Origin of the sequence: Citrobacter youngae, assembly GCF_003818115.1 — a bacterium.
In the GTDB taxonomy this organism is placed as follows: domain Bacteria; phylum Pseudomonadota; class Gammaproteobacteria; order Enterobacterales; family Enterobacteriaceae; genus Citrobacter; species Citrobacter youngae.
On the sequence record NZ_RPOI01000015.1, the window covers coordinates 14,655 to 37,303 of the forward strand.

19 protein-coding genes are annotated in these 22,649 nt (G+C 53.5%); 11 read left to right on the top strand and 8 right to left on the bottom strand.

Features of this window, described 5'->3' with window-relative positions:
- The first annotated feature begins 14 nt into the window (after positions 1-14).
- Together EHN13_RS12240 and EHN13_RS12245 are read left to right on the top strand one after the other, a co-directional pair.
- Positions 15-962: an ABC transporter substrate-binding protein gene (locus EHN13_RS12240; RefSeq protein ID WP_061067372.1), complete on the top strand. Its 948-nt coding sequence runs from the start codon at positions 15-17 to the stop codon at positions 960-962.
- Between the two features lie 2 nt (positions 963-964).
- Positions 965-1,858, top strand: a complete 894-nt coding sequence (locus tag EHN13_RS12245; protein ID WP_005127925.1) for a MurR/RpiR family transcriptional regulator — start codon at positions 965-967, stop codon at positions 1,856-1,858.
- Positions 1,859-1,931: 73 nt separating this feature from the next.
- Here EHN13_RS12245 and EHN13_RS12250 read toward each other — a convergent pair whose 3' ends face one another.
- From EHN13_RS12250 to EHN13_RS12260, 3 genes are all read right to left on the bottom strand, one after another.
- The gene (locus EHN13_RS12250; protein ID WP_124021465.1) at positions 1,932-3,038 is read right to left on the bottom strand and encodes a 4Fe-4S binding protein; all 1,107 of its coding nucleotides are present in this window, start codon (positions 3,036-3,038) and stop codon (positions 1,932-1,934) included.
- A 219-nt stretch (positions 3,039-3,257) separates the two neighbouring features.
- Positions 3,258-4,646, bottom strand: a complete 1,389-nt coding sequence (locus EHN13_RS12255) for a diguanylate cyclase (RefSeq protein WP_048212507.1) — start codon at positions 4,644-4,646, stop codon at positions 3,258-3,260.
- A gap of 88 nt (positions 4,647-4,734) precedes the next feature.
- Complete coding sequence (locus tag EHN13_RS12260; RefSeq protein WP_124021466.1) at positions 4,735-5,367, bottom strand: LysE family transporter; 633 nt, start codon at positions 5,365-5,367, stop codon at positions 4,735-4,737.
- Between the two features lie 273 nt (positions 5,368-5,640).
- Between EHN13_RS12260 and yahO the strand changes: the two genes are divergently transcribed.
- The gene (gene yahO, locus EHN13_RS12265; protein ID WP_003021310.1) at positions 5,641-5,916 is read left to right on the top strand and encodes a DUF1471 family periplasmic protein YahO; all 276 of its coding nucleotides are present in this window, start codon (positions 5,641-5,643) and stop codon (positions 5,914-5,916) included.
- Between the two features lie 48 nt (positions 5,917-5,964).
- Here the strand turns inward: yahO and prpR are convergent, their stop codons facing one another.
- On the bottom strand, positions 5,965-7,560 hold the full coding sequence (gene prpR / locus EHN13_RS12270) for a propionate catabolism operon regulatory protein PrpR (RefSeq protein ID WP_048212505.1): 1,596 nt from the start codon (positions 7,558-7,560) through the stop codon (positions 5,965-5,967).
- A gap of 252 nt (positions 7,561-7,812) precedes the next feature.
- Here prpR and prpB point away from each other — a divergent pair, with 252 nt between their 5' ends.
- The 4 genes from prpB to prpE all read left to right on the top strand — a co-directional run bounded on the left by prpB (position 7,813) and on the right by prpE (position 13,363).
- Complete coding sequence (gene prpB / locus EHN13_RS12275; protein WP_124021467.1) at positions 7,813-8,694, top strand: methylisocitrate lyase; 882 nt, start codon at positions 7,813-7,815, stop codon at positions 8,692-8,694.
- 80 nt (positions 8,695-8,774) lie between these two features.
- Positions 8,775-9,944, top strand: coding sequence for a bifunctional 2-methylcitrate synthase/citrate synthase (gene prpC, locus EHN13_RS12280; protein WP_048212504.1), 1,170 nt, complete (start codon positions 8,775-8,777; stop codon positions 9,942-9,944).
- A 40-nt stretch (positions 9,945-9,984) separates the two neighbouring features.
- Positions 9,985-11,436 (top strand): bifunctional 2-methylcitrate dehydratase/aconitate hydratase, encoded by a 1,452-nt coding sequence (locus EHN13_RS12285; RefSeq protein WP_124021468.1) that lies wholly within the window; start codon positions 9,985-9,987, stop codon positions 11,434-11,436.
- Positions 11,437-11,476: 40 nt separating this feature from the next.
- Positions 11,477-13,363, top strand: a complete 1,887-nt coding sequence (gene prpE / locus EHN13_RS12290; protein ID WP_124021469.1) for a propionate--CoA ligase — start codon at positions 11,477-11,479, stop codon at positions 13,361-13,363.
- Positions 13,364-13,463: 100 nt separating this feature from the next.
- On the opposite strand, the gene EHN13_RS12295 is transcribed toward prpE, so the two are convergent.
- Positions 13,464-16,541, bottom strand: a complete 3,078-nt coding sequence (locus tag EHN13_RS12295) for a beta-galactosidase (protein WP_124021470.1) — start codon at positions 16,539-16,541, stop codon at positions 13,464-13,466.
- Positions 16,542-16,647: 106 nt separating this feature from the next.
- The gene (locus tag EHN13_RS12300; RefSeq protein WP_124021522.1) at positions 16,648-17,742 is read right to left on the bottom strand and encodes a LacI family DNA-binding transcriptional regulator; all 1,095 of its coding nucleotides are present in this window, start codon (positions 17,740-17,742) and stop codon (positions 16,648-16,650) included.
- Positions 17,743-17,896: 154 nt separating this feature from the next.
- Here EHN13_RS12300 and EHN13_RS12305 point away from each other — a divergent pair, with 154 nt between their 5' ends.
- Positions 17,897-18,505 carry a class I SAM-dependent DNA methyltransferase gene (locus EHN13_RS12305; RefSeq protein WP_124021471.1) on the top strand — a complete coding sequence of 203 codons (609 nt, stop codon included), beginning with the start codon at positions 17,897-17,899 and terminating at the stop codon, positions 18,503-18,505.
- Here the strand turns inward: EHN13_RS12305 and EHN13_RS12310 are convergent.
- Complete coding sequence (locus tag EHN13_RS12310; protein WP_124021472.1) at positions 18,502-19,452, bottom strand: GlxA family transcriptional regulator; 951 nt, start codon at positions 19,450-19,452, stop codon at positions 18,502-18,504. The two genes, EHN13_RS12305 and EHN13_RS12310, sit on opposite strands and share 4 nt — an antisense overlap.
- Positions 19,453-19,470: 18 nt before the next feature.
- On the bottom strand, positions 19,471-20,247 hold the full coding sequence (locus tag EHN13_RS12315; RefSeq protein ID WP_101742707.1) for an MBL fold metallo-hydrolase: 777 nt from the start codon (positions 20,245-20,247) through the stop codon (positions 19,471-19,473).
- 406 nt (positions 20,248-20,653) lie between these two features.
- On the opposite strand from EHN13_RS12315, the gene EHN13_RS12320 reads away from it, so the two are divergent.
- From EHN13_RS12320 to EHN13_RS12330, 3 genes are all read left to right on the top strand, one after another.
- Complete coding sequence (locus tag EHN13_RS12320) at positions 20,654-20,899, top strand: YmjA family protein (RefSeq protein WP_048212496.1); 246 nt, start codon at positions 20,654-20,656, stop codon at positions 20,897-20,899.
- 86 nt (positions 20,900-20,985) lie between these two features.
- Complete coding sequence (locus EHN13_RS12325) at positions 20,986-21,462, top strand: cold-shock protein (RefSeq protein WP_048212495.1); 477 nt, start codon at positions 20,986-20,988, stop codon at positions 21,460-21,462.
- Between the two features lie 431 nt (positions 21,463-21,893).
- Positions 21,894-22,610 carry a YebC/PmpR family DNA-binding transcriptional regulator gene (locus tag EHN13_RS12330; protein WP_048212494.1) on the top strand — a complete coding sequence of 239 codons (717 nt, stop codon included), beginning with the start codon at positions 21,894-21,896 and terminating at the stop codon, positions 22,608-22,610.
- Positions 22,611-22,649: the final 39 nt, after the last annotated feature.

Genomic DNA, 22,649 nt, shown 5'->3' on the forward strand with positions numbered 1-22,649 from the left:
TGTTAAGAGGGTATATGCGTTTAATCTTTTCATTGCTGCTGCTGGTCGGCTGCACCGCCCAGGCGGCGGTGCCTGTTCAGTCATTTACTGACGATCTCGGGCGAGTGGTGAACGTGCCGCTACATCCGCAGCGCATTGTGTCATTGCACGATCTCGACATCACTATTCCGCTGATCGAGCTGGGCGTGCCTCCGGTGGCCAGTCACGGCCGAACACGCCCGGATGGCAGCCATTTTCTGCGCTCAGGTGCGCTGTTGACAGGGGTTGATTTTGATAACTCGTCGATTGCGTATATCGGCACGGCGGATATTGATATTGAAGCCATTGTCGCCGCGAAACCGGATTTAATCATCACCGAACCCAGCCGTAACACGCCGATTGAGCAACTGGAAAAAATAGCGCCGACGGTCAGCATCGATCATCTTGATGGCGGTGCGCCGGAAATCTACCGCAAGCTGGCGCAGCTTACAGGTACGCAGAACCGGCTGGCATTGCTGGAACGGCGCTACCGTGAAGAAATTGCCCAGCTCAAGCGGACAGTAGATACGCAGCACATCTCTGTGGCGGTAATACAGGCCAATCAGGGAAAAATCAACGCGTTACACACCTATCACTCCCTGGGGCGAGTTTTACGCGATGCTGGCTTCACCTTCCCGAAGCTTATCGACAGCATTCCGCCGGGTGGGCGCATTGATGTCAGTGCGGAACGTCTGCCTGAACTGGATGCCGATTTTGTCTTCGCGACCTGGCGTGGCGATACCGGCGGTAAACCGCAGGATGAAATCGCGGCGATGGATGCGGTGATGCCTGGCTGGTGTGAGTTCCTGACCGCCTGCCAGCGCGGACATTACGTTTTACTCTCCCGTGAAGAGGCGATATCCAATTCCTATGCCTCGCTCAGTCTGATGGTGGCGCAGGTGCAAACGCACATCGCCGGACGATGGCTACCGGAGGCTAAATAACCATGCTGACGGCGAAAAAAGCCAAAAACCGTATTGATGTCTATGGTGACCGTTTTCGCGCCCGGGCGCATTTACTCTCGCCACGTATGCAGGCCGTGGCGCGTTATATCAACGAAAACCGCGAAGTGGTGCTGGAGTTTACGGCGATAGAAATCGCTGCCGCCACGCAAACCTCTGACGCGACGGTGGTCAGGGCAATTCAGGCGCTGGGGTTTGCCGGGTTGCGCGATTTAAAGCAGACCATTGAGCACTGGTTTGGTCCTGGCGTGACCTCAGAAGAGAAGATGACCACCACGGTGAATACGCTCTCTTGCGATGTGAACTCAAGCATTGATTTCGTCCTGCAGGGGCATCAGCGTACCTGTGAAGCTCTTTCTACACCGCAAAACCGCTATGCGATTGCCCAGGCGGTGGCGTTATTGGTAGAAGCCCGTCAGGTGGGGATTTTTGGTATTGGCGCATCCGGCGTATTGGCGGATTATACCGCTCGTCTGCTCAGCCGTATTGGCCTGCCTGCGGTAGCATTTAATCGCACCGGGATTAACCTCGCAGAGCAACTGATCGCATTGCAGCGGGGAGATGTGCTGATCATGATGGCGCAGAAATCACCGCATCGGGAAGGGCTGACGACCATTCGCGAGGCCAGGCGGTTGGGTGTCCCGGTTATTTTACTGACGAACGCGCTGGATTCCCGTTTTAGTAAAGAAGCGGATGTGGTGATTAACGTGCCACGCGGCGGCGAGAATGGGAAAATGCCGCTTCACGGTACGGTGCTGGTGTGTCTGGAAATGATCGTCCTGTCCGTTGCTTCGACTGCGCCGCAACGTTCAATTAAGTCCGTGAAACGGATTAACGAACTGTATCGGGGCATTGGTAAATCCGGGGCGAAGAAATAAACCGGTTATACCCGATGTGTAGGCCGGGTAGTGGGACGTCGCCACCCGGCATAAAGGCAGACAGATCAAACCATTAATGGCCGATCATTCTGGCCTTCGGGATCAGCTGGAAATACATATGATCCGGCACCGGCGTCTGCCAGACGTTGGCGTACACCGCATAACCTACGGCGGCAAACAGAATACCGAGCAGCAGTAGCGTCATTGTCCACCCTGATAACCTACCTTGTCGCCACCATGGTGTCGGCGCTGCGCTATGCCCTGATTGTGCGCCAGGCGGTGTCTTCAGTGACATAGTCAGCGTCGAGGCTACCGGACAGGATTCCACACAGGTCATACATCCTGTGCACTCAACGGTGCGTACCTGAATTAAGCGATCGACCGGAATATTCGACGGGCAGTTCTTTGCGCATTTGCCGCAATCGATGCAACTGTCGGCATTACGGCGGATCTTAAACGGCGACAGCAAAGAGAACAGGCCAAGCAGTGCGCCATAAGGGCACAGATAACGACACCACGCATTGCGAATAAACAGGCTCATGATGCTGATAACCGCCACTACGATGAGCGTCGTCGTGCCGATATTACGAAAGAAATCGAGCATCTTAACGTCGATAATCATGCCGTAGGCTGACATCAGAAAATACTGAATCCTCTGTGCTGGCATCGACAGGGCGATATACAGAAAGAAACTCAGCAGCAGATATTTCAGGCTCAGCAAAGGGAGGTCCAGCCAGCGCGGCAGGGTGAAGTTGCGACCCGTTATTTTTTTGCCCAGATTCCCTATCAGCTCAGACAGCGTACCCACCGGGCACAACCACGAGCAGAACGCTTTTTTTAACAGCAGACTCATCAGGATAAAGGCAACAAGCAGCAGCATGGAAGCGGCGTGAATAGGGGGAAGAAAGCCGGTTTCCAGTGTGTATCTGATATTCATCAGACCGGCAATGGGAAGCCATCCCTCAATACCGCCTGGTCTTGATATATAAACGCTGGCACCGGCTGTTTCGAAATAGCGAACCCAATACCAGAACGTCACGCCAATATAGATATTGATAGCCAACAGGAGAAACTGGGTGGCTTTTCTCCAGCTACTGGCATTGCGCCAGTCATTCCACGGCAGTTTTCCTCCGACGGTACCAGGGCGGCGCTGCCAGCGCGTTTTCTTCTTCCCGTTCATGATCTTTTATTATCCCTCATATTTCCCCCTGCATTCAGGAAGACTCATCACCGGGATATGCTACCGCTATAAAGATATAGTGTATTTGATTTGCATCTTATTAATTGGCTGCCATTTTTATCACGCTAATGGGCATGTATAAAAATAACAGCACGATATTTATCACAGGTCAGATAAATACCCTGAACGGGGTATTTATTTATCTGTGAGGGACGACAGTCATTCCCGGTACGTTTCTACGCGGTTACGGCCATGGCTTTTCGCCAGATAGAGCGCGCGATCGGCTTTATCAACCAGTTGTTTGTAGTCGGGGTGATAGTCATATTCGGCAACGCCGATACTGACGGTAATAGAGAAGGATTCAGTCATGGAAGCGGCGATACGCAGCTCGGCAATTTTCTTGCGCAGTGTTTCCAGAATAATAGAGGCTTGCGATTCGTCTGATTCGACGAGCAGGATCATAAACTCTTCACCACCATAACGGAATACGTAATCGCTACTGCGGATGTGCTCATAAATAACGGCCGCGACGTTTTTCAGCGTCATATCGCCAGTGTTATGTCCGTAGCTGTCGTTGATCTGCTTAAAATAATCAATGTCCAGCATTGCCAGGGTAAAGGGCCTTCGTGAATGTAACGCCAGCGAGATTTCACGGCGCATAATCGTCGGAATAAAGCGGCGATTAAGGAGCTGGGTCAGCGAGTCTTTGCCATTTTCCTGTTTGACCAGCGCTTCAAACATTGAGGCGAGGAGAAAATGGATTTTGGCCGAGAGCTGTCGGATATCCTGCAATAAGCTCATCCGCTCGGTTTCGCCAGGTTGTTGCTGATTCGAGAGTGCCTGTGTCAGACGGTTATCGATTTCAGCGATCACGGATTCCATTTCTGCCAGCAGATTACCGCTGCCAAGAATGTGTTTTCCTTTATGGGAGAACCACATACCAAAATCTGAGTCCGCCAGGAACACCAGATCACCGGACGGTAAGCCGGTCGCAATGTTGTAGATAAACTGATTTTCCCAATCGGTAAACGAACGGATTTGCCGTTCGCGCTCGACGTTGACGTCGTCGTAAATGGTCTGCAGCCGATACTGCTCCTGCGTGTGCAGCGAGTTTTGATAGCTTGGAGAGTAGGAAACGGTCATGGCCTCCAGCGCGGTGTCCATCGCCAGACTGCTGAAACAGATAGCATCGCTCAACAGGCTGACAGAGTAGTCGGCCTTACTTTTCAGCAACTGATACAGCTCTTCTTTTAGCTTACGTGCACCGCGGTTAACCAGATCGATAGGCAGGCCGATACGGGCGTGTACCACACCAATTTCACGCTGTTTTGCCAGCAAGAGCGGGAGGTCTTCATATGCGCTGCCGAGCACGCTGCGCAACCAGTCAAACATACTGCCGCTCAGTCGCGTACTGACCTGCTCCGTATTCAGAAACAACGCGCTCTCCGCATGAGAGAGCATGTAGTCATAAAAAACGGTCACTAAATGGCGGATCTCATCGTCGCTTAACCCTGTGAGGATCGTATGAACGTCAGGGGATGTCTGGCGTATTAGCGCCCGCCATTCTGTAAGGAGTAATGTGTCGTTTACGGGATCAACCTGTTCCATCTCACAGCCACTCAAAATGTGATTGAAAAATTCAGGCGGTATTACGGACAATTACGTCACGATGGTCAAGTGAAACTCTCTTTACGCATTAACGATGGCGAATACCTTCATAAATCAGCCTTAAGGCGAAGACGCCGATAATGGCGCCAATTACCCGGCTGGCAACGCGCTGAATGCGACCATATGCACGGCGTACTGCAGGAAGAGAAAACGCCTGGCTGAGAAAAATACGCCAGATAACAGAAGAAAGCACAATGCCTGCCCATGCCATCAGCCTGGCCCAGGTCGGGGTTTCTGCGCTTAAGGTGACCGAGAAAATACTAATAAAAAACAATACGGTTTGCGGATTCGATAAATCTGTTAACAGCCCGCGACGAAAGAATACATACCAGGGGGCGGAAATCGGCTGCTGTAGCGTGGGCATGTGCGGCGTGGCCTGATGGCGGATGCTGTTCCAGGCAAACCACAGCAAATAGGCTCCGCCGACAATCTTAATCAATGAAAATATCTCTTCACACTGGGTGATTAGCGTTGCCATACCAAAAAGCCCAAGGCCGGAGTAAAACGCATCACCTAAGGCGACCCCCAGACCGGTCATCACCCCCGCGCGCCGTCCGGATGCCAGGCTAGTTTGCACCACCACAAACAGGTTCGCCCCGGGGTTGAAAAAGGTTAAAACAAACAGGCTGACGGTGAGTACGACGGCGTGTAGCGGTTCCATAGACAACCATTCCTCAAATATTCATAAAGTTAACACTATAATTTCAACGAGCTGGCTGTTCTGAGGATTAACTCACACTGGCTATTGAAACTTTGAACCGGTTGAAATGCGGATACGCGATGGCTGGTTTTTTCTGTGCCGCAAAATTTCTATATATTTCTGCTGAGTGTGGATTTTTTATCCAGGCTGGACTAGTTATTAATCATCCTTGAATCGCGTTATCTCATGTTCAGGGATCGATGATGGCGTCATAACAAAACCTGGAGCTGGTCTATGAAAACTGGAATTAAAGTACTTATTGGTGCATTAGCTTTTGTCGTGACCAACGCATATGCTGCGGAATTTATGACAAAACTTGAGTTTGAAAAGGTTGAGTCGCAGTACACAAAAATCGGTGATATCTCAACGAGTAATGAAGTTTCTGTCGCAGATGCTAAAGAAGAGCTGCTGAAGAAAGCCGAAGAGAAAGGCGCCGATGTTGTGGTATTAACTTCCGGTCAAACGGATAATAAAATCCATGGCACAGCCAATATCTACAAGAAAAAATAATACGCTGCATTGAAAGATAAAATACCCGCCAGCCTCTGTACTGGCGGGTTATTCTTTTAACCTGCGCCAAAACGTGGTTCGGCTGATACCGAGATATCGTGCCGCCGCTGTTTTATCACCATTGAATTGTGCCAGCACCTGTTGTGGCGTCAGTGATGATGATATCTGGGGTATTTCGGCGACAATCGCCAGTTCTGGCAATAATTGCTGCAAGAAATGGACGTTAAGTTCTGGTTGTGGCTCGACGCTTAAAAATAATGCCAGACGCTCCATCATATTGCGCAGCTCACGAATATTCCCCGGCCAGCCGTAATTCAGCAGCATATGTTGGCTGAGCCCTAGTCCTTTGCGCACAGGCTCAGAAAACGGCACATCTAATTCCGCCAGTGACTGTTTTAAAAAGCCTTCCGCCAGCGGCAGGATATCGGGCAACCGCTCGCGTAGCGGCGGCAGCTTGAGGCGCAGAATGCTCAGGCGATAAAACAAATCGGTACGAAACTCGCCTTGTTTCATCTCCTGCTCCAGATTGCAGTGGGTGGCGCTAATCACCCGCACATCGACCGGAATCGGCTGGTGCCCACCGACCCGGGTAACCTCTTTTTCCTCCAGCACGCGTAGCAGTCGGGTTTGTAACGGCAGCGGCATTTCGCCTATCTCATCAAGAAACAGTGTTCCGCCGTGGGCGATTTCAAACAGACCCGCGCGTCCGCCGCGCCGTGAGCCGGTAAAAGCGCCATCTTCATAGCCAAACAACTCCGCTTCCAGTAAGGATTCGGTGATTGCCCCGCAGTTGACGGCGACAAACGGTGGTGAGGGTTTACCGCGTCGATTCTCCTGACGGGTGAAATATTCACGATGAATGGCCTGCGCCGCCAGCTCTTTACCCGTGCCCGTTTCGCCCTGAATCAACACCGGTGCGCGAGAACGGGCGTAGAGCATTATGGTGTGCCGTACCTGTTCCATCTGCGCAGAGTGACCGCGCATATCACCGAGCGCGTAGCGGGTGCGCATCGTATCGCCAGAAGCGTATTGACCGTTTCGCCGTAGCGTCAGGCGCGTCATATCCAGCGCATCGACAAAGGCCTGGCGCACGGTAGCCGCTGAATAGATAAAGATGCCGGTCATACCCGCTTCTTCCGCCAGGTCGGTAATCAGCCCCGCGCCGACTACCGCTTGCGTACCGCTGGCCTTCAGTTCGTTGATTTGCCCACGAGCATCTTCTTCAGTGATATAGCTGCGCTGTTCAAGCTGCAAATTAAAGGTTTTTTGAAAGGCGAGAAGCGCAGGAATGGTTTCCTGATAGGTAATGACGCCAATCGATGATGTGAGTTTTCCCGCTTTCGCCAATGCCTGTAGCACATCGAAGCCGCTGGGTTTAATCAGAATAACCGGAATTGATAAGCGGCTTTTCAGATAGGCACCGTTGGAGCCCGCCGCAATGATCGCATCACAACGCTCGCTCGCCAGCTTCTTGCGGATATACGTCACCGCTTTTTCAAAACCCAACTGAATAGGGGTGATGGTCGCCAGGTGGTCGAACTCCAGGCTGATGTCGCGAAACAGTTCGAACAGGCGGGTGACCGAAACGGTCCAGATAACCGGTTTGTCGTCGTTCACCCGCGGCGGAAGATACGTATCAGCCATAACCAACCCAAAAAGTAAGGAACCGAGTATTAGGGTTTAGTTGTGTTTCATAAATGTTGCAATGAAACGTTAAGGCCAGTTTCATGAAACGATAGCTGACACGCTTTTGTACAACAAAGATACAGAAATTGATTTTAATGCATTGTTTTTAAAGGTGAATATATAAATTGATGAAAAATTAAGGTCTTTGGCATACCCCTTGCTTTAGGTAAATCAACTAATGCTAACAAGTTGATAACAAGAGGACGGGATATGTCTCTACACTCCCCAGGGCTGGCGTTTCGCGCCGCGCTCAGCAAAGAAAATCCATTACAAATCGTGGGCACCATCAACGCCAATCACGCTCTGCTGGCCCAACGCGCCGGGTATCAGGCGATTTATCTCTCCGGCGGCGGCGTCGCGGCAGGGTCTCTGGGTCTGCCGGATCTTGGTATTTCTACCCTTGATGATGTGCTGACCGATATTCGCCGTATCACCGACGTTTGCCCGCTGCCGCTGCTGGTGGATGCGGATATCGGGTTTGGATCGTCAGCGTTCAACGTGGCGCGTACCGTGAAGTCGATTTCCAAAGCTGGGGCTGCCGCGCTGCATATTGAAGATCAGATCGGCGCCAAGCGCTGCGGTCATCGTCCGAACAAAGCGATCGTCTCTAAAGAAGAGATGGTCGACAGGATCCGCGCCGCGGTGGATGCGCGTACCGATCCCAATTTTGTCATTATGGCGCGAACCGATGCGTTGGCGGTGGAAGGGTTAGAGGCTGCCATCGATCGCGCCCAGGCGTACGTCGAAGCGGGCGCTGACATGCTGTTCCCGGAAGCCATTACCGAGCTTGCGATGTACCGCCAGTTTGCCGACGCGGTGCAGGTGCCGATCCTCGCCAACATTACTGAATTTGGCGCTACGCCGCTGTTCACCATCGATGAACTGCGCAGCGCAAACGTCGCGATGGCGCTGTATCCGCTGTCGGCTTTCCGCGCCATGAACCGCGCAGCGGAAAAGGTTTACAACGTGCTGCGTCAGGAAGGAACGCAAAAGAGCGTGATCGACATTATGCAGACGCGTAACGAACTGTACGAAAGCATCAATTACTACCAGTTCGAAGAGAAACTCGACGCGTTGTATAGCAAAAAGTAACCGTCGTAGGCCGGATAAGGCACAGCCGCCATCCGGCAATAAATTTGTACCCTACATATTATAAAAATGACGAGGACAACATGAGCGACACAACGATCCTGCAAAATAGTACCCATGTCATTAAACCTAAAAAATCGGTTGCGCTGTCAGGCGTTACCGCCGGAAATACCGCGCTGTGTACCGTCGGTAAAAGCGGTAACGATTTACACTATCGTGGCTACGATATTCTCGACCTGGCGCAGCAGTGCGAATTTGAAGAAGTCGCGCATCTGCTGATCCACGGGAAATTACCCACCCGCGATGAACTCACCGCCTATAAAAGCAAACTAAAAGCGCTGCGCGGACTGCCCGCTAATGTGCGCACCGTGCTGGAAGCGCTGCCTGCCGCCTCGCATCCGATGGACGTGATGCGCACCGGCGTCTCCGCGCTGGGCTGTACGCTGCCGGAAAAAGAAGGTCATACCGTCTCCGGCGCGCGCGATATTGCCGACAAGCTACTGGCGTCGCTCAGTTCAATCCTTTTGTACTGGTATCACTACAGCCATAACGGCGAGCGTATTCAGCCGGAAACTGACGATGATTCCATTGGCGGTCACTTCCTGCACCTGCTGCATGGCGAAAAACCGTCGCGAAGCTGGGAAAAAGCGATGCATATTTCGCTGGTGCTGTACGCCGAACACGAATTTAACGCCTCCACCTTTACCAGCCGCGTGATTGCCGGAACCGGCTCCGATATGTATTCCGCGATTATCGGCGCGATTGGCGCACTGCGTGGACCGAAACACGGCGGGGCGAATGAAGTGTCGCTGGAGATCCAACAGCGCTACGAAACGCCGGACGAAGCTGAAGCGGATATCCGTAAACGCGTGGAAAACAAAGAAGTGGTGATTGGTTTTGGTCATCCGGTTTACACCATCGCCGACCCGCGCCATCAGGTGATCAAGCGCGTGGCGAAACAGCTTTCTCAGGAAGGTGGTTCGCTGAAAATGTACAACATCGCCGACCGTCTGGAGGACGTAATGTGGGAAACGAAAAAGATGTTCCCCAACCTCGACTGGTTCTCGGCGGTTTCTTACAACATGATGGGCGTTCCCACCGAAATGTTCACCCCGCTGTTTGTTATCGCCCGCGTCACCGGCTGGGCGGCGCACATCATCGAACAGCGCCAGGACAATAAAATTATCCGTCCTTCCGCCAATTACACCGGCCCGGAAGATCGCGAATTTGTCCCGATTGAAAAACGTTGCTAATTCAAAAACCTCTAAAGATAAAAAACAGGAAATGTACCCTATGTCCGCACATATTTCGAACGTCCGCCCGGAATTTGACCGTGAAATCGTTGATATCGTTGATTACGTCATGAACTACGAGGTCGCCTCGAAGGTGGCGTATGACACTGCGCATTATTGCCTGCTTGATACCTTAGGCTGCGGCCTGGAAGCGCTGGAATATCCGGCCTGTAAAAAACTGCTGGGGCCGGTCGTCCCAGGTACAGTGGTACCGAACGGCGTGCGCGTACCTGGCACCCAGTTCCAGCTCGACCCGGTGCAGGCGGCGTTTAACATCGGTGCGATGATCCGCTGGCTGGACTTCAATGATACCTGGCTTGCCGCTGAGTGGGGTCATCCTTCTGATAACCTCGGCGGTATTCTGGCCACGGCTGACTGGCTGTCACGCAATGCGGTGGCGGTGGGGAAAGCGCCGTTGACCATGAAAACGGTGCTGACCGGTATGATTAAAGCTCATGAGATTCAGGGCTGTATCGCGCTGGAAAACTCGTTTAACCGCGTTGGTCTCGATCACGTCCTGCTGGTAAAAGTGGCCTCCACGGCGGTGGTCGCTGAGATGCTTGGCCTGAACCGGGATGAAATTCTCAACGCCGTGTCGCTGGCGTGGGTCGACGGCCAGTCGCTGCGTACTTATCGCCATGCGCCAAATACCGGCACGCGTAAATCCTGGGCCGCAGGCGATGCGACCTCACGCGCGGTACGTCTGGCGTTGATGGCGAAAACCGGTGAGATGGGGTATCCGTCTGCGCTGACGGCGAAAACCTGGGGCTTCTATGATGTCTCCTTCAAAGGCGAATCGTTCCGCTTCCAGCGCCCGTACGGCTCTTATGTGATGGAAAACGTGCTGTTTAAAATCTCCTTCCCGGCCGAGTTCCACTCGCAGACCGCGGTAGAAGCGGCCATGACGCTGTACGAGCAACTGCAGGCCGCGGGTAAAACGGCGGCGGATATTGAAAAAGTCACCATTCGTACGCACGAAGCCTGTATCCGCATCATCGATAAAAAAGGCCCGCTGAATAACCCGGCGGACAGGGACCACTGCATCCAGTATATGGTGGCGATCCCGCTGCTGTTCGGACGCTTAACGGCGGCAGATTACGAAGACGGCGTGGCGCAGGACAAACGCATTGATGCACTGCGTGAGAAGATCAACTGCTTCGAAGATCCGGCCTTTACCGCCGATTACCACGACCCTGAAAAACGCGCCATCGCCAACGCCATCACTCTGGAATTCACCGACGGCTCCCGCTTTGAAGAAGTGGTAGTGGAATACCCAATCGGCCATGCGCGTCGTCGTGCTGACGGCATGCCGAAGCTGGTCGAGAAGTTCAAAATCAACCTGGCGCGTCAGTTCCCGACCCGTCAGCAGCAGCGCATCCTGGATGTCTCCCTGGACAGAACTCGCCTGGAGCAGATGCCGGTCAATGAGTATATGGATCTCTTCATTATTTAAACCAGCGTGCAGCAAGGCGTAAGTTCAACAGGAGAGCATTATGTCTTATAGCGAGTTTTATCAACGTTCTATAACGCAACCGGAGTCGTTCTGGGCCGAGCAGGCCCAGCGTATTGACTGGCAGCAGCCGTATACGCAGGTACTGGACCACAGCAACCCGCCGTTTGCCCGCTGGTTTTGCGGCGGCACGACCAATCTGTGCCATAACGCCATCGACCGCTGGCTGGAGAAACAGCCTGACGCGCTGGCGCTAATTGCGGTGTCATCCGAAACCGAAGAAGAACGCACGTTTACCTTTCGTCAGCTGTATGACGAAGTGAACGTCGCGGCGGCGATGCTATTGTCGCTGGGCGTACAGCGTGGCGATCGGGTGCTGGTGTATATGCCAATGATCGCCGAGGCGCACATTACGCTACTGGCCTGCGCGCGCATTGGGGCAATTCATTCGGTGGTGTTCGGTGGGTTTGCTTCACACAGCGTGGCGGCGCGCATCGACGACGCCCGGCCGGTGGTTATCGTCTCGGCGGATGCCGGGGCGCGCGGGGGCAAGATCTTGCCGTATAAAAAGCTGCTCGATGATGCGATCGAACAGGCGCAGCACCGACCGCGTCATGTGGTGCTGGTCGACCGCGGTTTGGCGAAAATGGCGCGGGTCGAGGGACGTGACCTCGACTTTGCCGCGCTGCGCCAACAGCATCTCGGCGCGCGGGTACCAGTTGTCTGGCTGGAATCAAACGAAACCTCCTGCATTCTCTACACCTCCGGGACAACCGGGAAACCGAAAGGCGTGCAACGCGATGTTGGCGGTTACGCGGTGGCTCTGGCGACCTCGATGGACACCATTTTCGGCGGTAAAGCGGGCGGCGTGTTTTTCTGCGCGTCGGATATCGGCTGGGTAGTTGGGCATTCGTATATCGTGTATGCCCCGCTGCTGGCGGGGATGGCGACGGTAGTTTACGAAGGTCTGCCAACGTATCCGGACTGCGGCGTGTGGTGGAAAATTGTTGAGAAGTATCAGGTCAGCCGGATGTTCTCGGCCCCGACAGCTATCCGTGTGCTGAAGAAATTCCCGACCGCGCAAATCCGTAATCACGATCTCTCCTCGCTGGAGGTGCTGTATCTGGCGGGGGAACCGCTGGACGAACCAACCGCCAGTTGGGTAACCCAAACGCTGGGCGTCCCGGTTATCGACAACTACTGGCAGACTGAATCCGGCTGGCCGATTATGGCAATTGCCCGCGGGCTGGACGACAGGCCATCGCGTCTGGGCAGTCCCGGCGTGCCGATGTACGGCTACAACGTACAGCTGCTCAATGAGGTGACCGGTGAACCTTGTGCGGCGAATGAGAAGGGCATGCTGGTGATTGAAGGGCCGCTGCCGCCGGGCTGTATTCAGACCATCTGGGGCGATGACGAACGCTTTGTGAATACCTACTGGTCGCTGTTCTCCCGCCAGGTGTACGCCACCTTTGACTGGGGCATTCGCGACGCCGATGGCTATTACTTCATCCTGGGGCGTACGGATGACGTGATCAACGTCGCCGGACACCGACTCGGTACGCGAGAGATCGAGGAGAGTATTTCCAGCTATCCGAACGTTGCGGAAGTGGCGGTGGTCGGCGTGAAGGATGCGCTGAAAGGGCAGGTGGCCGTCGCGTTTGTCATTCCAAAGCAGAGCGACAGTCTGGAAGACCGCGACATCGCCCATTCGGAAGAAAAGGCGATTATGGCGCTGGTGGACAGCCAGATTGGCAACTTTGGCCGTCCGGCACATGTCTGGTTTGTGTCGCAGTTGCCGAAAACACGTTCCGGTAAAATGCTCAGACGGACGATCCAGGCGATCTGCGAAGGCCGCGATCCCGGCGATCTGACCACCATTGACGATCCCGCGTCGCTGCAGCAAATCCGTCAGGCGATCGAGGAGTAGGGCGTTTCCGGGTGGCGGCTTCGCCTTATCCGGCCTACGAAACCGCGCACCGTAGGCCAGATAAGCCGCGAAGCGGCGCCATCCGGCAAAAGCAACGTGATTAGCGCCAGCTCAGCTGATAATGATAACGCCCTGCACTCAACTGAAATTCTGGTGACACTGAAGGGCTCCACGAATCATCCCCGCCGACGCCCATATGGAAACCGTCAATGTTGAGCCATGTTCCGGCTTCAGGCTGCAGCAGATGGCGATGGCTGGTTGCCATCAGTTGCTTCTGGCTGTAACGGCTGATGTTGAACTGGAAGTCACCACGCCACAGATGATCCCCGTAGCGTAATTCGCGTGTCCCGCAGCGCAGGCCGTTTTCACTTGGGAAAACATACGGGGTGTACATTTCATCGAGCGATAAATCCCAACGGTCGAAACAAGCGGCGTTCAGCCTGTCCGGGTAGTTCTCATGCGGCCCAAGGCCTAACCAGTTTACCCGTTCAGCCACCAGCGCCAGCTGGCAGCTCAGGCCGATACGGGCCGGATGCGGCGTACCGCTGGCGATGTCGACATCCACCGTTATCTGCATTTCACCCTTGCCGTCAATACGGTAGCTTTTTCGGCTGATGAACAGCGTTTCGCCCCGATACTGCCAGGCATGCGCGGTGGTGATAAGGATGCTGTTCGACAGCGCTTCGGCCTCGCATTGCAATAGCCATGGCTCAGCATGGTAATGGCCCGCAGCCTTCCAGCGTTCGACCCAGGCATTAGGATCGATGCGCGTTACTTCGCTGATGCCGATGTCGTTATCCAGCGGCGCACGGGTAAACTGATCGATTAACGGTGCTAACAGCTGCGCTTTTTCGACCAGCCAGTATTGCGTCAGTAAGCCTGTACGGCGGCAGAATTCCCAGCGTTTATCACTGACGATTACCGTAAACGTGTCATCGCGGATCGTCAGCTGTGGCGCTGTGCTGGCGCGAGGTTTAAGCGCCAGACTGAGTTTATCTTCCAGCTTCCATTGCTGCCAGGCGCTGATATGTCCGGCGTCTGACCACGCAGTAGCCTGGGGTTGTTCCACGCGAACCGTCAGCCATAGCTGGCCTGCGGTTTCCGGCATCGGGACATCTGGCAGGGTGATCCGCTGGCGGCCTTGTGGGGCGATATTCAGAGCAATTTCTCCGGCGGCTAGCGGGTTGCCGTCCTGGGCAATAGACCAGTGCAGAACTTCGTTATCGCTGCGGCGGAACAGATATTCACTGGTCACTTCAATCTGGCGCTCGTTACCCGGTAACAGCGTAAACTGAAAAAACTGCTGCGCGTGTTTGGCCTCATATAACGCCGGGTGCGGGGTACGATCGGCGAACACCAGTCCGTTCATGCAAAACTGACGGTCGTTTGGTGTGTCACCAAAATCCCCGCCGTAGGCTGACCACGGATTACCGTTGTCGTCATATTTAATCAGCGACTGATCGACCCAGTCCCAGACGAATCCTCCTTGCAGACGCGGATACTGGCGGAATGCCTGCCAATATTTGGCATAGCCGCCGAGGCTGTTACCCATCGCGTGAGCATATTCGCAGAGGATCAACGGGCGCTGCTCGCCGGGCATCGACAGCCACTTTTTAATCGACCATTTGGGTACGGCGGGGAAGGGCTGATCCTGATCGACGCGGGCGTACATCGGGCAAATAATATCGGTGGCTACGGTATCTGCGCCGCCACCTTCGTACTGCACCGGGCGAGAGGGATCTTCCGATTTCAGCCAACGATACAGCGCGTCGTGGTTCGCGCCGTGACCGGATTCATTGCCCAACGACCAGATGATGATACTTGGGTGATTGCGGTCACGCTGTACCATGCGCGTGACGCGCTGGCTCATGGCGGGAAGCCATGTTGGGTCATCGCTCAGGCGATTCATGGGCACCATACCGTGGGTTTCGATATTGGCCTCATCCACCACATACAGGCCGTAGCGGTCGCACAGGGTGTACCATAGCGGGTGATTTGGGTAATGCGAACAACGCACGGCGTTAAAGTTGTTCTGCTTCATCAGCAGAATATCCTGCACCATCGTTGCCTCGTCCATCACCTGACCGTTGACCGGATGGTGCTCATGACGGTTGGTACCGCGAATCAACAGCGGCTTACCATTGAGTAACAGCAGTCCGTTTTCAATGCAAACCTGACGAAAGCCGACGTCACAGGCCTCGGCTTCAATCAGCGTACCGTCAGCGGTATGTAGCTGCACAACGGCACGGTACAGATTGGGTGCTTCGGCACTCCACAGCGCCGGGTGTTCAACGTTGAGGCGCAGCGTAGTACGGTCGTGATAAGCGCCGCGTTCATCAACAATCTCGCTGCCGGGCGGTGAGGTGAGCTCGCCAACCAACGTTTCGCCGTTCCACAATTGCAGGGTCACGCGTACATCTTCACGCTCGTCGCCTGCTATCCGGACTTCCGCTTCCAGCAACGCGCGGCTGAAATCATCATTAAAGCGCGTGTTGATGCGTAGGTCACGGATCTGTGTTGTGGGCTTATGCAGCAAAGATACGTCGCGAAAAATACCGCTCATGCGCCACATATCCTGGTCTTCCAGATAGCTGCCGTCGCTCCAGCGCAGCACCATGACGGCCAGGCGGTTTTCGCCGCGCAGCAGATAATCGCGAAGATCAAATTCAGACGGCAGACGGCTGTCCTGACCGTAGCCGACCCAACGACCGTTGCACCACAGATGAAACGCGGAGTTCACGCCGTCAAAAATAATCCGCGTCTGACCCTCATCTAACCATGCATCTTCGACACTAAATGTGAGCGAGTAACATCCGGTAGGGTTCTGCGTCGGAACAGAGGGCGGATTGACCGGGAATGGATAGGTGATATTGGAGTAGATTGGCGCATCATAACCGCTCATCTGCCAGTTAGACGGCACGCAGAGGGCAACGGCCTGCGGTAAATCATGCTCAAGCCAACTTTCTGGCACTGCCTTTGGTGTGGCAAACCAGGCGAACTGCCACTCGCCGTTTAACGAAATTCGTTGGGATGAAGGCCGGTGGTTACGGGCATCATCCACGCAGCGCCAGCTAAAAAACGGCGGATGTGCCTCCAGACGGTTTATCTGTGTGACGCCGGGGTTTTCCCAGTCACGGCGCGCCAGTACGGCGGCGAGTGAGTCCGAGCTCAGAGTCATAGCGGTATCTCATGTTTGTTATTCGCTCACAATTTAATAAACATAAGGCCTGCGGTGAGACGCTGTAAAGCCGGGCGGGTTTAATGGGTGAACTGACTCACAGTAATTAGCGCTCGCCGGATGGTAGCAGAGAGACCTGACGCGCCAGTTGCATCAACGACTCCGCCAGCACCTGAGGCGTGGCGGTTTGTGCGTCAGGCGGCAGTACGGTTTTCCGTTCGACCAGCGTGACCGGCAGCAGCAGATTGCCGGGGGCGGACATACCCTGCGTAAGCTGCAACAGCCTGTCAACGCTGGTCTGTCCGAAAGTGGGGAAATCCTGCCTGATGGTGGTCAGCGGCGGGATGTAGCAGGCGCTGTCTTCGGTGTCGTCGTAGCCGATCACGGAGATGTCCGCTGCAACTCGCAGACCGAACTCGCTGATTGCGCGCATCGCGCCCAGCGCCATTTGATCGTTAGCGACCAGCATAGCGGTTGGAATGATACCGTCGTTAAGCATGTGCATGGTTTGATGAAAGCCGGACATGGCGCTCCAGTCACCTTCACGTTCTACAATGGGACGTAGTTGGTAGTGCGCCAGATATTTATGCCAGCCCACACGGCGAAGCCTTGCCGAAACTGAAGTGTGCGGCCCGCTCAGCAGGGCGATTCGCTGATGACCATGCTGTACAAGATGTTCAACGCCGAGTCGCGCACCGTCATCATGGGAGAAAATCACGCTGTTAATCGACGTCTGGTCAGAGACATCGAGAAACAGTACCGGCACTGTACCGCAGGCGGCGGCCATGGCAATGGCGTCTTCTTCATCCAGCGGATAGTTGATGATAAGCCCGGTTACGCGCTGAGAAAGCAGGTTGTGGACCGCGGTTTTACACGCCTCAACGCCGCTGCGCTCGACCATGGCGATCACCACGCTGGCACCGGACTGGTCGGCGCGGGATTTTATGGCGGCAACGATTTGTGAGGGGGCATGCAGGGCAAGGTTCGCCGTTACAACGCCAATCAGCGGCGTCTGTTTGCCTGCCAGTTGCTGTGCGACGCGGTTGGGGATGTAATTGAGTTCCGCCATCGCGGCTTCAACTTTCTGTCGGGTTTTTGCGGAAACGTGGCTGGCCTGATTCACGACGCGGGAGACGGTCTGGTAAGAGACGCCTGCATGGTCTGCGACATCGTATAGCGTTACCGGTTTCACGTTTATCACCCCTGTCATGATGTTATCTGCGCGCTATGATGCCACAGCGGGACGATTTTGGGGGATTTACGCATAGGTTCTGCGAGGCGCATTCCAGGGTTGCGGATCGTGTGCGGGAGGATTTATCGTCGTTAAACTTATCAGATTAAAAAGTGAGGACATCGTGAGCGACTCTGCGGCAAATAATATTCTGTCCATCTACCGACGCCATGCTGAGGCTTTTGCCCGCCAGCGTTCGCGCGCGCTGTTTGAAAAAAACTGGCTGGATAAGTTCATCGCGGTGATGGGCGGGCAGGGCCATATTGTGGATATTGGCTGCGGAAACGGTCAGCCGATTGCGGGTTATTTTATCCAGCAAGGTTTTCAGCTGACGGGGGTTGATGGTTCCCCGGAAATGCTGGCGCGGGCGCGGCACTCTTTTCCCGCACAGCGCTGGCTGGAGCAGGATATGCGTGAGCTGGCGCTTAACGAGACATTCGACGGTTTGATCGCCTGGGACAGCTTTTTCCATTTAACCCAGTTGGACCAGCAAAAGATGTTCCCCATTTTTGACCGGCTCAGTCATCCCGGCAGCGCGCTGATGTTTACCAGCGGCACGGACAACGGCATTGCGATGGGGGAATTTGAGGGTGAGCCGCTGTTTCACGCCAGCCTCGCGCCTGATGAGTATCACGCATTGCTGTCGATGCACGGTTTTACAGTGATTGAGAGGGTGATGGAAGATCCGCACTGTACCGGGCACACCATCTGGCTGGCGCAAAAAAGAGGTTAATCGCCGCGAAAGGTTTTACGCCATTCAGCCGGGCTGACGCCGAAGCGGGATTTAAAATGCTGCCGCCAGGTGACGGGGGAGAGAAAACCTACCTGTTCGGCGATGCGTTCAACGGGTAACTGACTGGACTCCAGCAGGATCTGGCTGCGGTGTAGGCGCTCGGTAATCAGCCATTCAGCCACGCTTGACCCGGTGGCCTTCATAAAATGACGGGTTAGAGTGCGACGACTCATCATCACCCGCTGTGCCAGCTCGTCGAGATTATGCGGTTCGTGGAGATGCTGGCGCAAATAGTCGAGCAGGGCGTTAATGCGCTGATCCTGGGTATTTTTCGCTACCGGTTGTTCGATAAACTGCGCCTGGCCGCCCTCACGATGCGGTGGCACAATCATCCGTCGGGCAATCTGATTCGCCACCGTGCTGCCAAAACGCTGGCGAATTACGTACAAACAGCAATCCAGCGCGGCGGCGGTACCTGCTGAGGTAATAATACCGTCGTCATCCACGTACAGTGCGTTGATATCCAACTGGGCCGCCGGGAAGCGCGCCTGAAAATCCTGCTCGAACTCCCAGTGCGTAGCCGCTCGTTTACCGTCCAGTAACCCCGCATAGCCGAGGACAAACGCGCCCAGACACAGCCCGACAATCTGCGCGCCGTTTTGTCGCGCGCGGTTGAGCGCATCAAGCAGGCTTTGTGGTGGACGATGCGCGGTGGTGCCCCACCAGGGGATCACCACGATGTCGGCAGCCTCCACCGCTTCATAGCCGTGGGTTGCGGTAATGGAGAAACCATCCTGCGAGGAGATGATGCCCGGTTTTTCGCCGCACATCTGCACCTCAAAGCGCTTTTTCACCGCCATTTTGTCACTGAAAATGATACACGGCACCGAGAAGTGAAACGGGCTGAAATCTTCCACGGCAACAATGGCGACGTTAAGCGGCTGCATACGATTCCTTTGTAGAGATTAAAATGCCAGGGTTTCACCATCTTCCGGCACGTTGACATATTGCGCAATCTGGTTGTCGCGGGCGTACTCTTTCAGGGCCGCGCGGGTCAACAGACAATGGTTAATCGCCTCCATATGGGTCGCCACAATGTGTGCTTCGGGTAAGGTGAAGTGGGTTTTCAGCACATCTTCCGCACCCATGATAATTGGGCCAAAACCGATGACGTGGGCAAAACCCGCATTCAGAACCACCACGCCTGGCTGGAAGGTATGCATGTTGGCTTCCACCTCGTCGCGCCAGAGGGTGTCCCCGATCAGATACAGCGTTTTTTCCGCCGGATGCATAAAGATAACGCCACAGGCATCACCCAGGCGTTCTGCCATTTGTGGAATGGCATAGGCGCGATCTGAGCCGTGCTGGCCACCGGTTTTACGCAGAGTGATAGCGCCGACCACGGTATTTTGCGTCAGCACGGTGAGTTGTGTGAAACCCTGCCCCCGCAGTACGTGTGCATCATGGTCATTTTGCACATAGATTGGTTTGTCTTTCGGCACGACACGAGCGGCAACCTCGTCCCAGTGATCTTCATGCAGATGGGTCACGATCAGCGCATCGACATTAAGCAGGGTATCGATGTCGATGGGCAGATCGACGGTTGGGTTGCGAATGTCGGCTCGTGCGGTTCCGGCAAAACCCGGATATGCGCCTTTCGCAGCCAGCATAGGATCGACCAGAAAAGTCATTCCACCAAAGGTGATGTGCTGTGTGGCATTACGGATTTGCGTGATGTTCATGGTGTGCGCTCTGCGTGTTGGGTCAGTGGTATCATCGTAGAGTGTTGTCCAGAAGATGAATGTGGGCAAATGGGCGACTAACGATGGGATTGGGCCAATCGCATCCAGCCTGCAGAGAACGTTATTTATGGCGTTTAATCGCCGTCTCATTATCTAAATTAATAAACGTATACTTTCCTTTTTTCTGCATTATTTACTCTGCGGCTATTATACCGAGCTAAATAAAGAAACAGTCATTTTAATTCAGGAGAATTAATTAAATGCGAAGTAGCTCCAGACAATATTGTTGATTTATGCAACACATTACAGCCAGGAAACAGATCGCGAACCATGAAATAACAATGCTATCATTCGCTCCAGACGCGGCAGGCAACTGCTGGCACACGCATTTACCCCGGAGCACCTGATGAACAACGACATTCCGCTAAAATATTATGATATCGCTGATGAGTACGCGACTGAGGCTGCAAAGCCGGTGAACGATGCCGAACGCGATGCGCTGGCGCACTACTTCCAGCAGCTGATCACCCGTTTGATGAACAACGAAGAAATCAGCGAAGACGCGCAGCAGGAGATGGCAACTGTCGCCGGCGTCGACGCACAGCGTATTGATGACATTGCGGAGTTCCTCAATCGCTGGGGTAACGAGTAGCCAAAGACGGGGCCTGTGTTTTACACTGCGCGCAAATTGAGTAGGTATACTCTACGAGTATTCGGTTTAATCAGGCGGAAACAGCAATGAACGGAACAATCACAACGTGGTTTAAAGATAAAGGCTTTGGATTTATCAAAGATGAAAACGGCGACAACCGCTATTTTCATGTGATTAAGGTTGCTAATCCTGAGCTGATCAAGAAAGACGCGGCGGTGACTTTTGAACCCACCACCAACAACAAAGGCCTGTCTGCCTATGCGGTGAAAGTCATACCCGACAGCAAGTACATCTATATCGCGGGCGAGCGCCTGAAGCTCACGGCGATCAAGTCATACCTGGTGTACAGCGAAGAAGTGCCGGTTGAAACCCGTATCGACAAAGAAAACGCGGTGCTGTCTGTCGGCGTGCTGATGAACAGCATACGACCGAAATCAGACGTGAAGCCTGGCGAAATGCGCACACTGAAAAAGCTGGCGATCACTACCTTCCAGGGCACGACGCTGATCTTCTCGGAAGATGAAATCGACATCGACGAGACGGTGAAGCTGCTGAAAGTCTGACGTCCTTCAGAGTGAATGAATGCCGAAACGCTGCTCTTTTCAAAAGCAGGGTTTCGGTTTTTTTTGCATTCAGTCAGATCGGGTAGGTATATGGGCGCAAAAGCTGCTTTGTGTCAGAAGCAGATGTGAACGTTTTATATAAGAAGTGAAAGTGGTACTTTGCCGGGGTTATTACTTTTGATTCTCTTGTCTTATCTATTATTGCTGCTGCGCCAGTGTTAAAAATAAAAATAGAAAAATCAGCAGAAAGTAATGTAGTAACTTATCCATAATGTTAATTATTGATGAAATTAAAGTAACACTCCGTAAGGTTTGGATGTTTTTATTTCTCATAGACGAGAATTTACATATAGTGATATAATATGGCGGGAAAAACAGGCAGCTTATTAAGCTGCCTGTCATGTAAATAAATTTTCGAGGAGACTATTCCAGTGGGACGTAAATGGGCCAATATTGTTGGTAAAAAAACGGCTAAAGACGGTGCAACGTCTAAAGTATATTCCAAATTCGGTGTGGAAATCTATGCTGCGGCTAAACAAGGTGAACCAGACCCAGAATTAAACACAGCTTTAAAATTCGTTATTGAACGTGCGAAACAAGCCCAGGTTCCAAAGCACGTTATTGATAAAGCTATTGATAAAGCCAAAGGTGGCAGCGACGAAACGTTCATGCAAGGGCGTTATGAAGGCTTTGGTCCAAGTGGTTCCATGATTATCGCTGAAACCCTGACTTCAAACGTTAACCGCACGATTGCTAATATTCGCTCAATCTTCAATAAAAAAGGCGGGAATATTGGCGCGGCGGGTGCTGTCAGCTATATGTTTGACAATACTGGCGTGATTGTATTTGCGGGAACAGACCCTGACCGTATTTTTGAAATTTTACTTGATGCTGAAGTGGATGTACGTGATGTTACCGAAGAAGAAGGCAACATCATTATTTATACTGAATCTACAGATCTTCATAAAGGAATTGCAGCCCTCAAAGCAGCTGGGATTACTGAATTCTCAACCACAGAATTAGAAATGATTGCTCAATCAGAAGTTGAACTTTCACCAGAAGATTTAGAAATCTTTGAAGGACTTGTTGATGCCCTTGAAGATGATGATGATGTTCAAAAAGTATATCATAACGTTGCAAATCTCTGATTATAAATTAAAGAAATCTGTCATTATGGCAGATTTTAT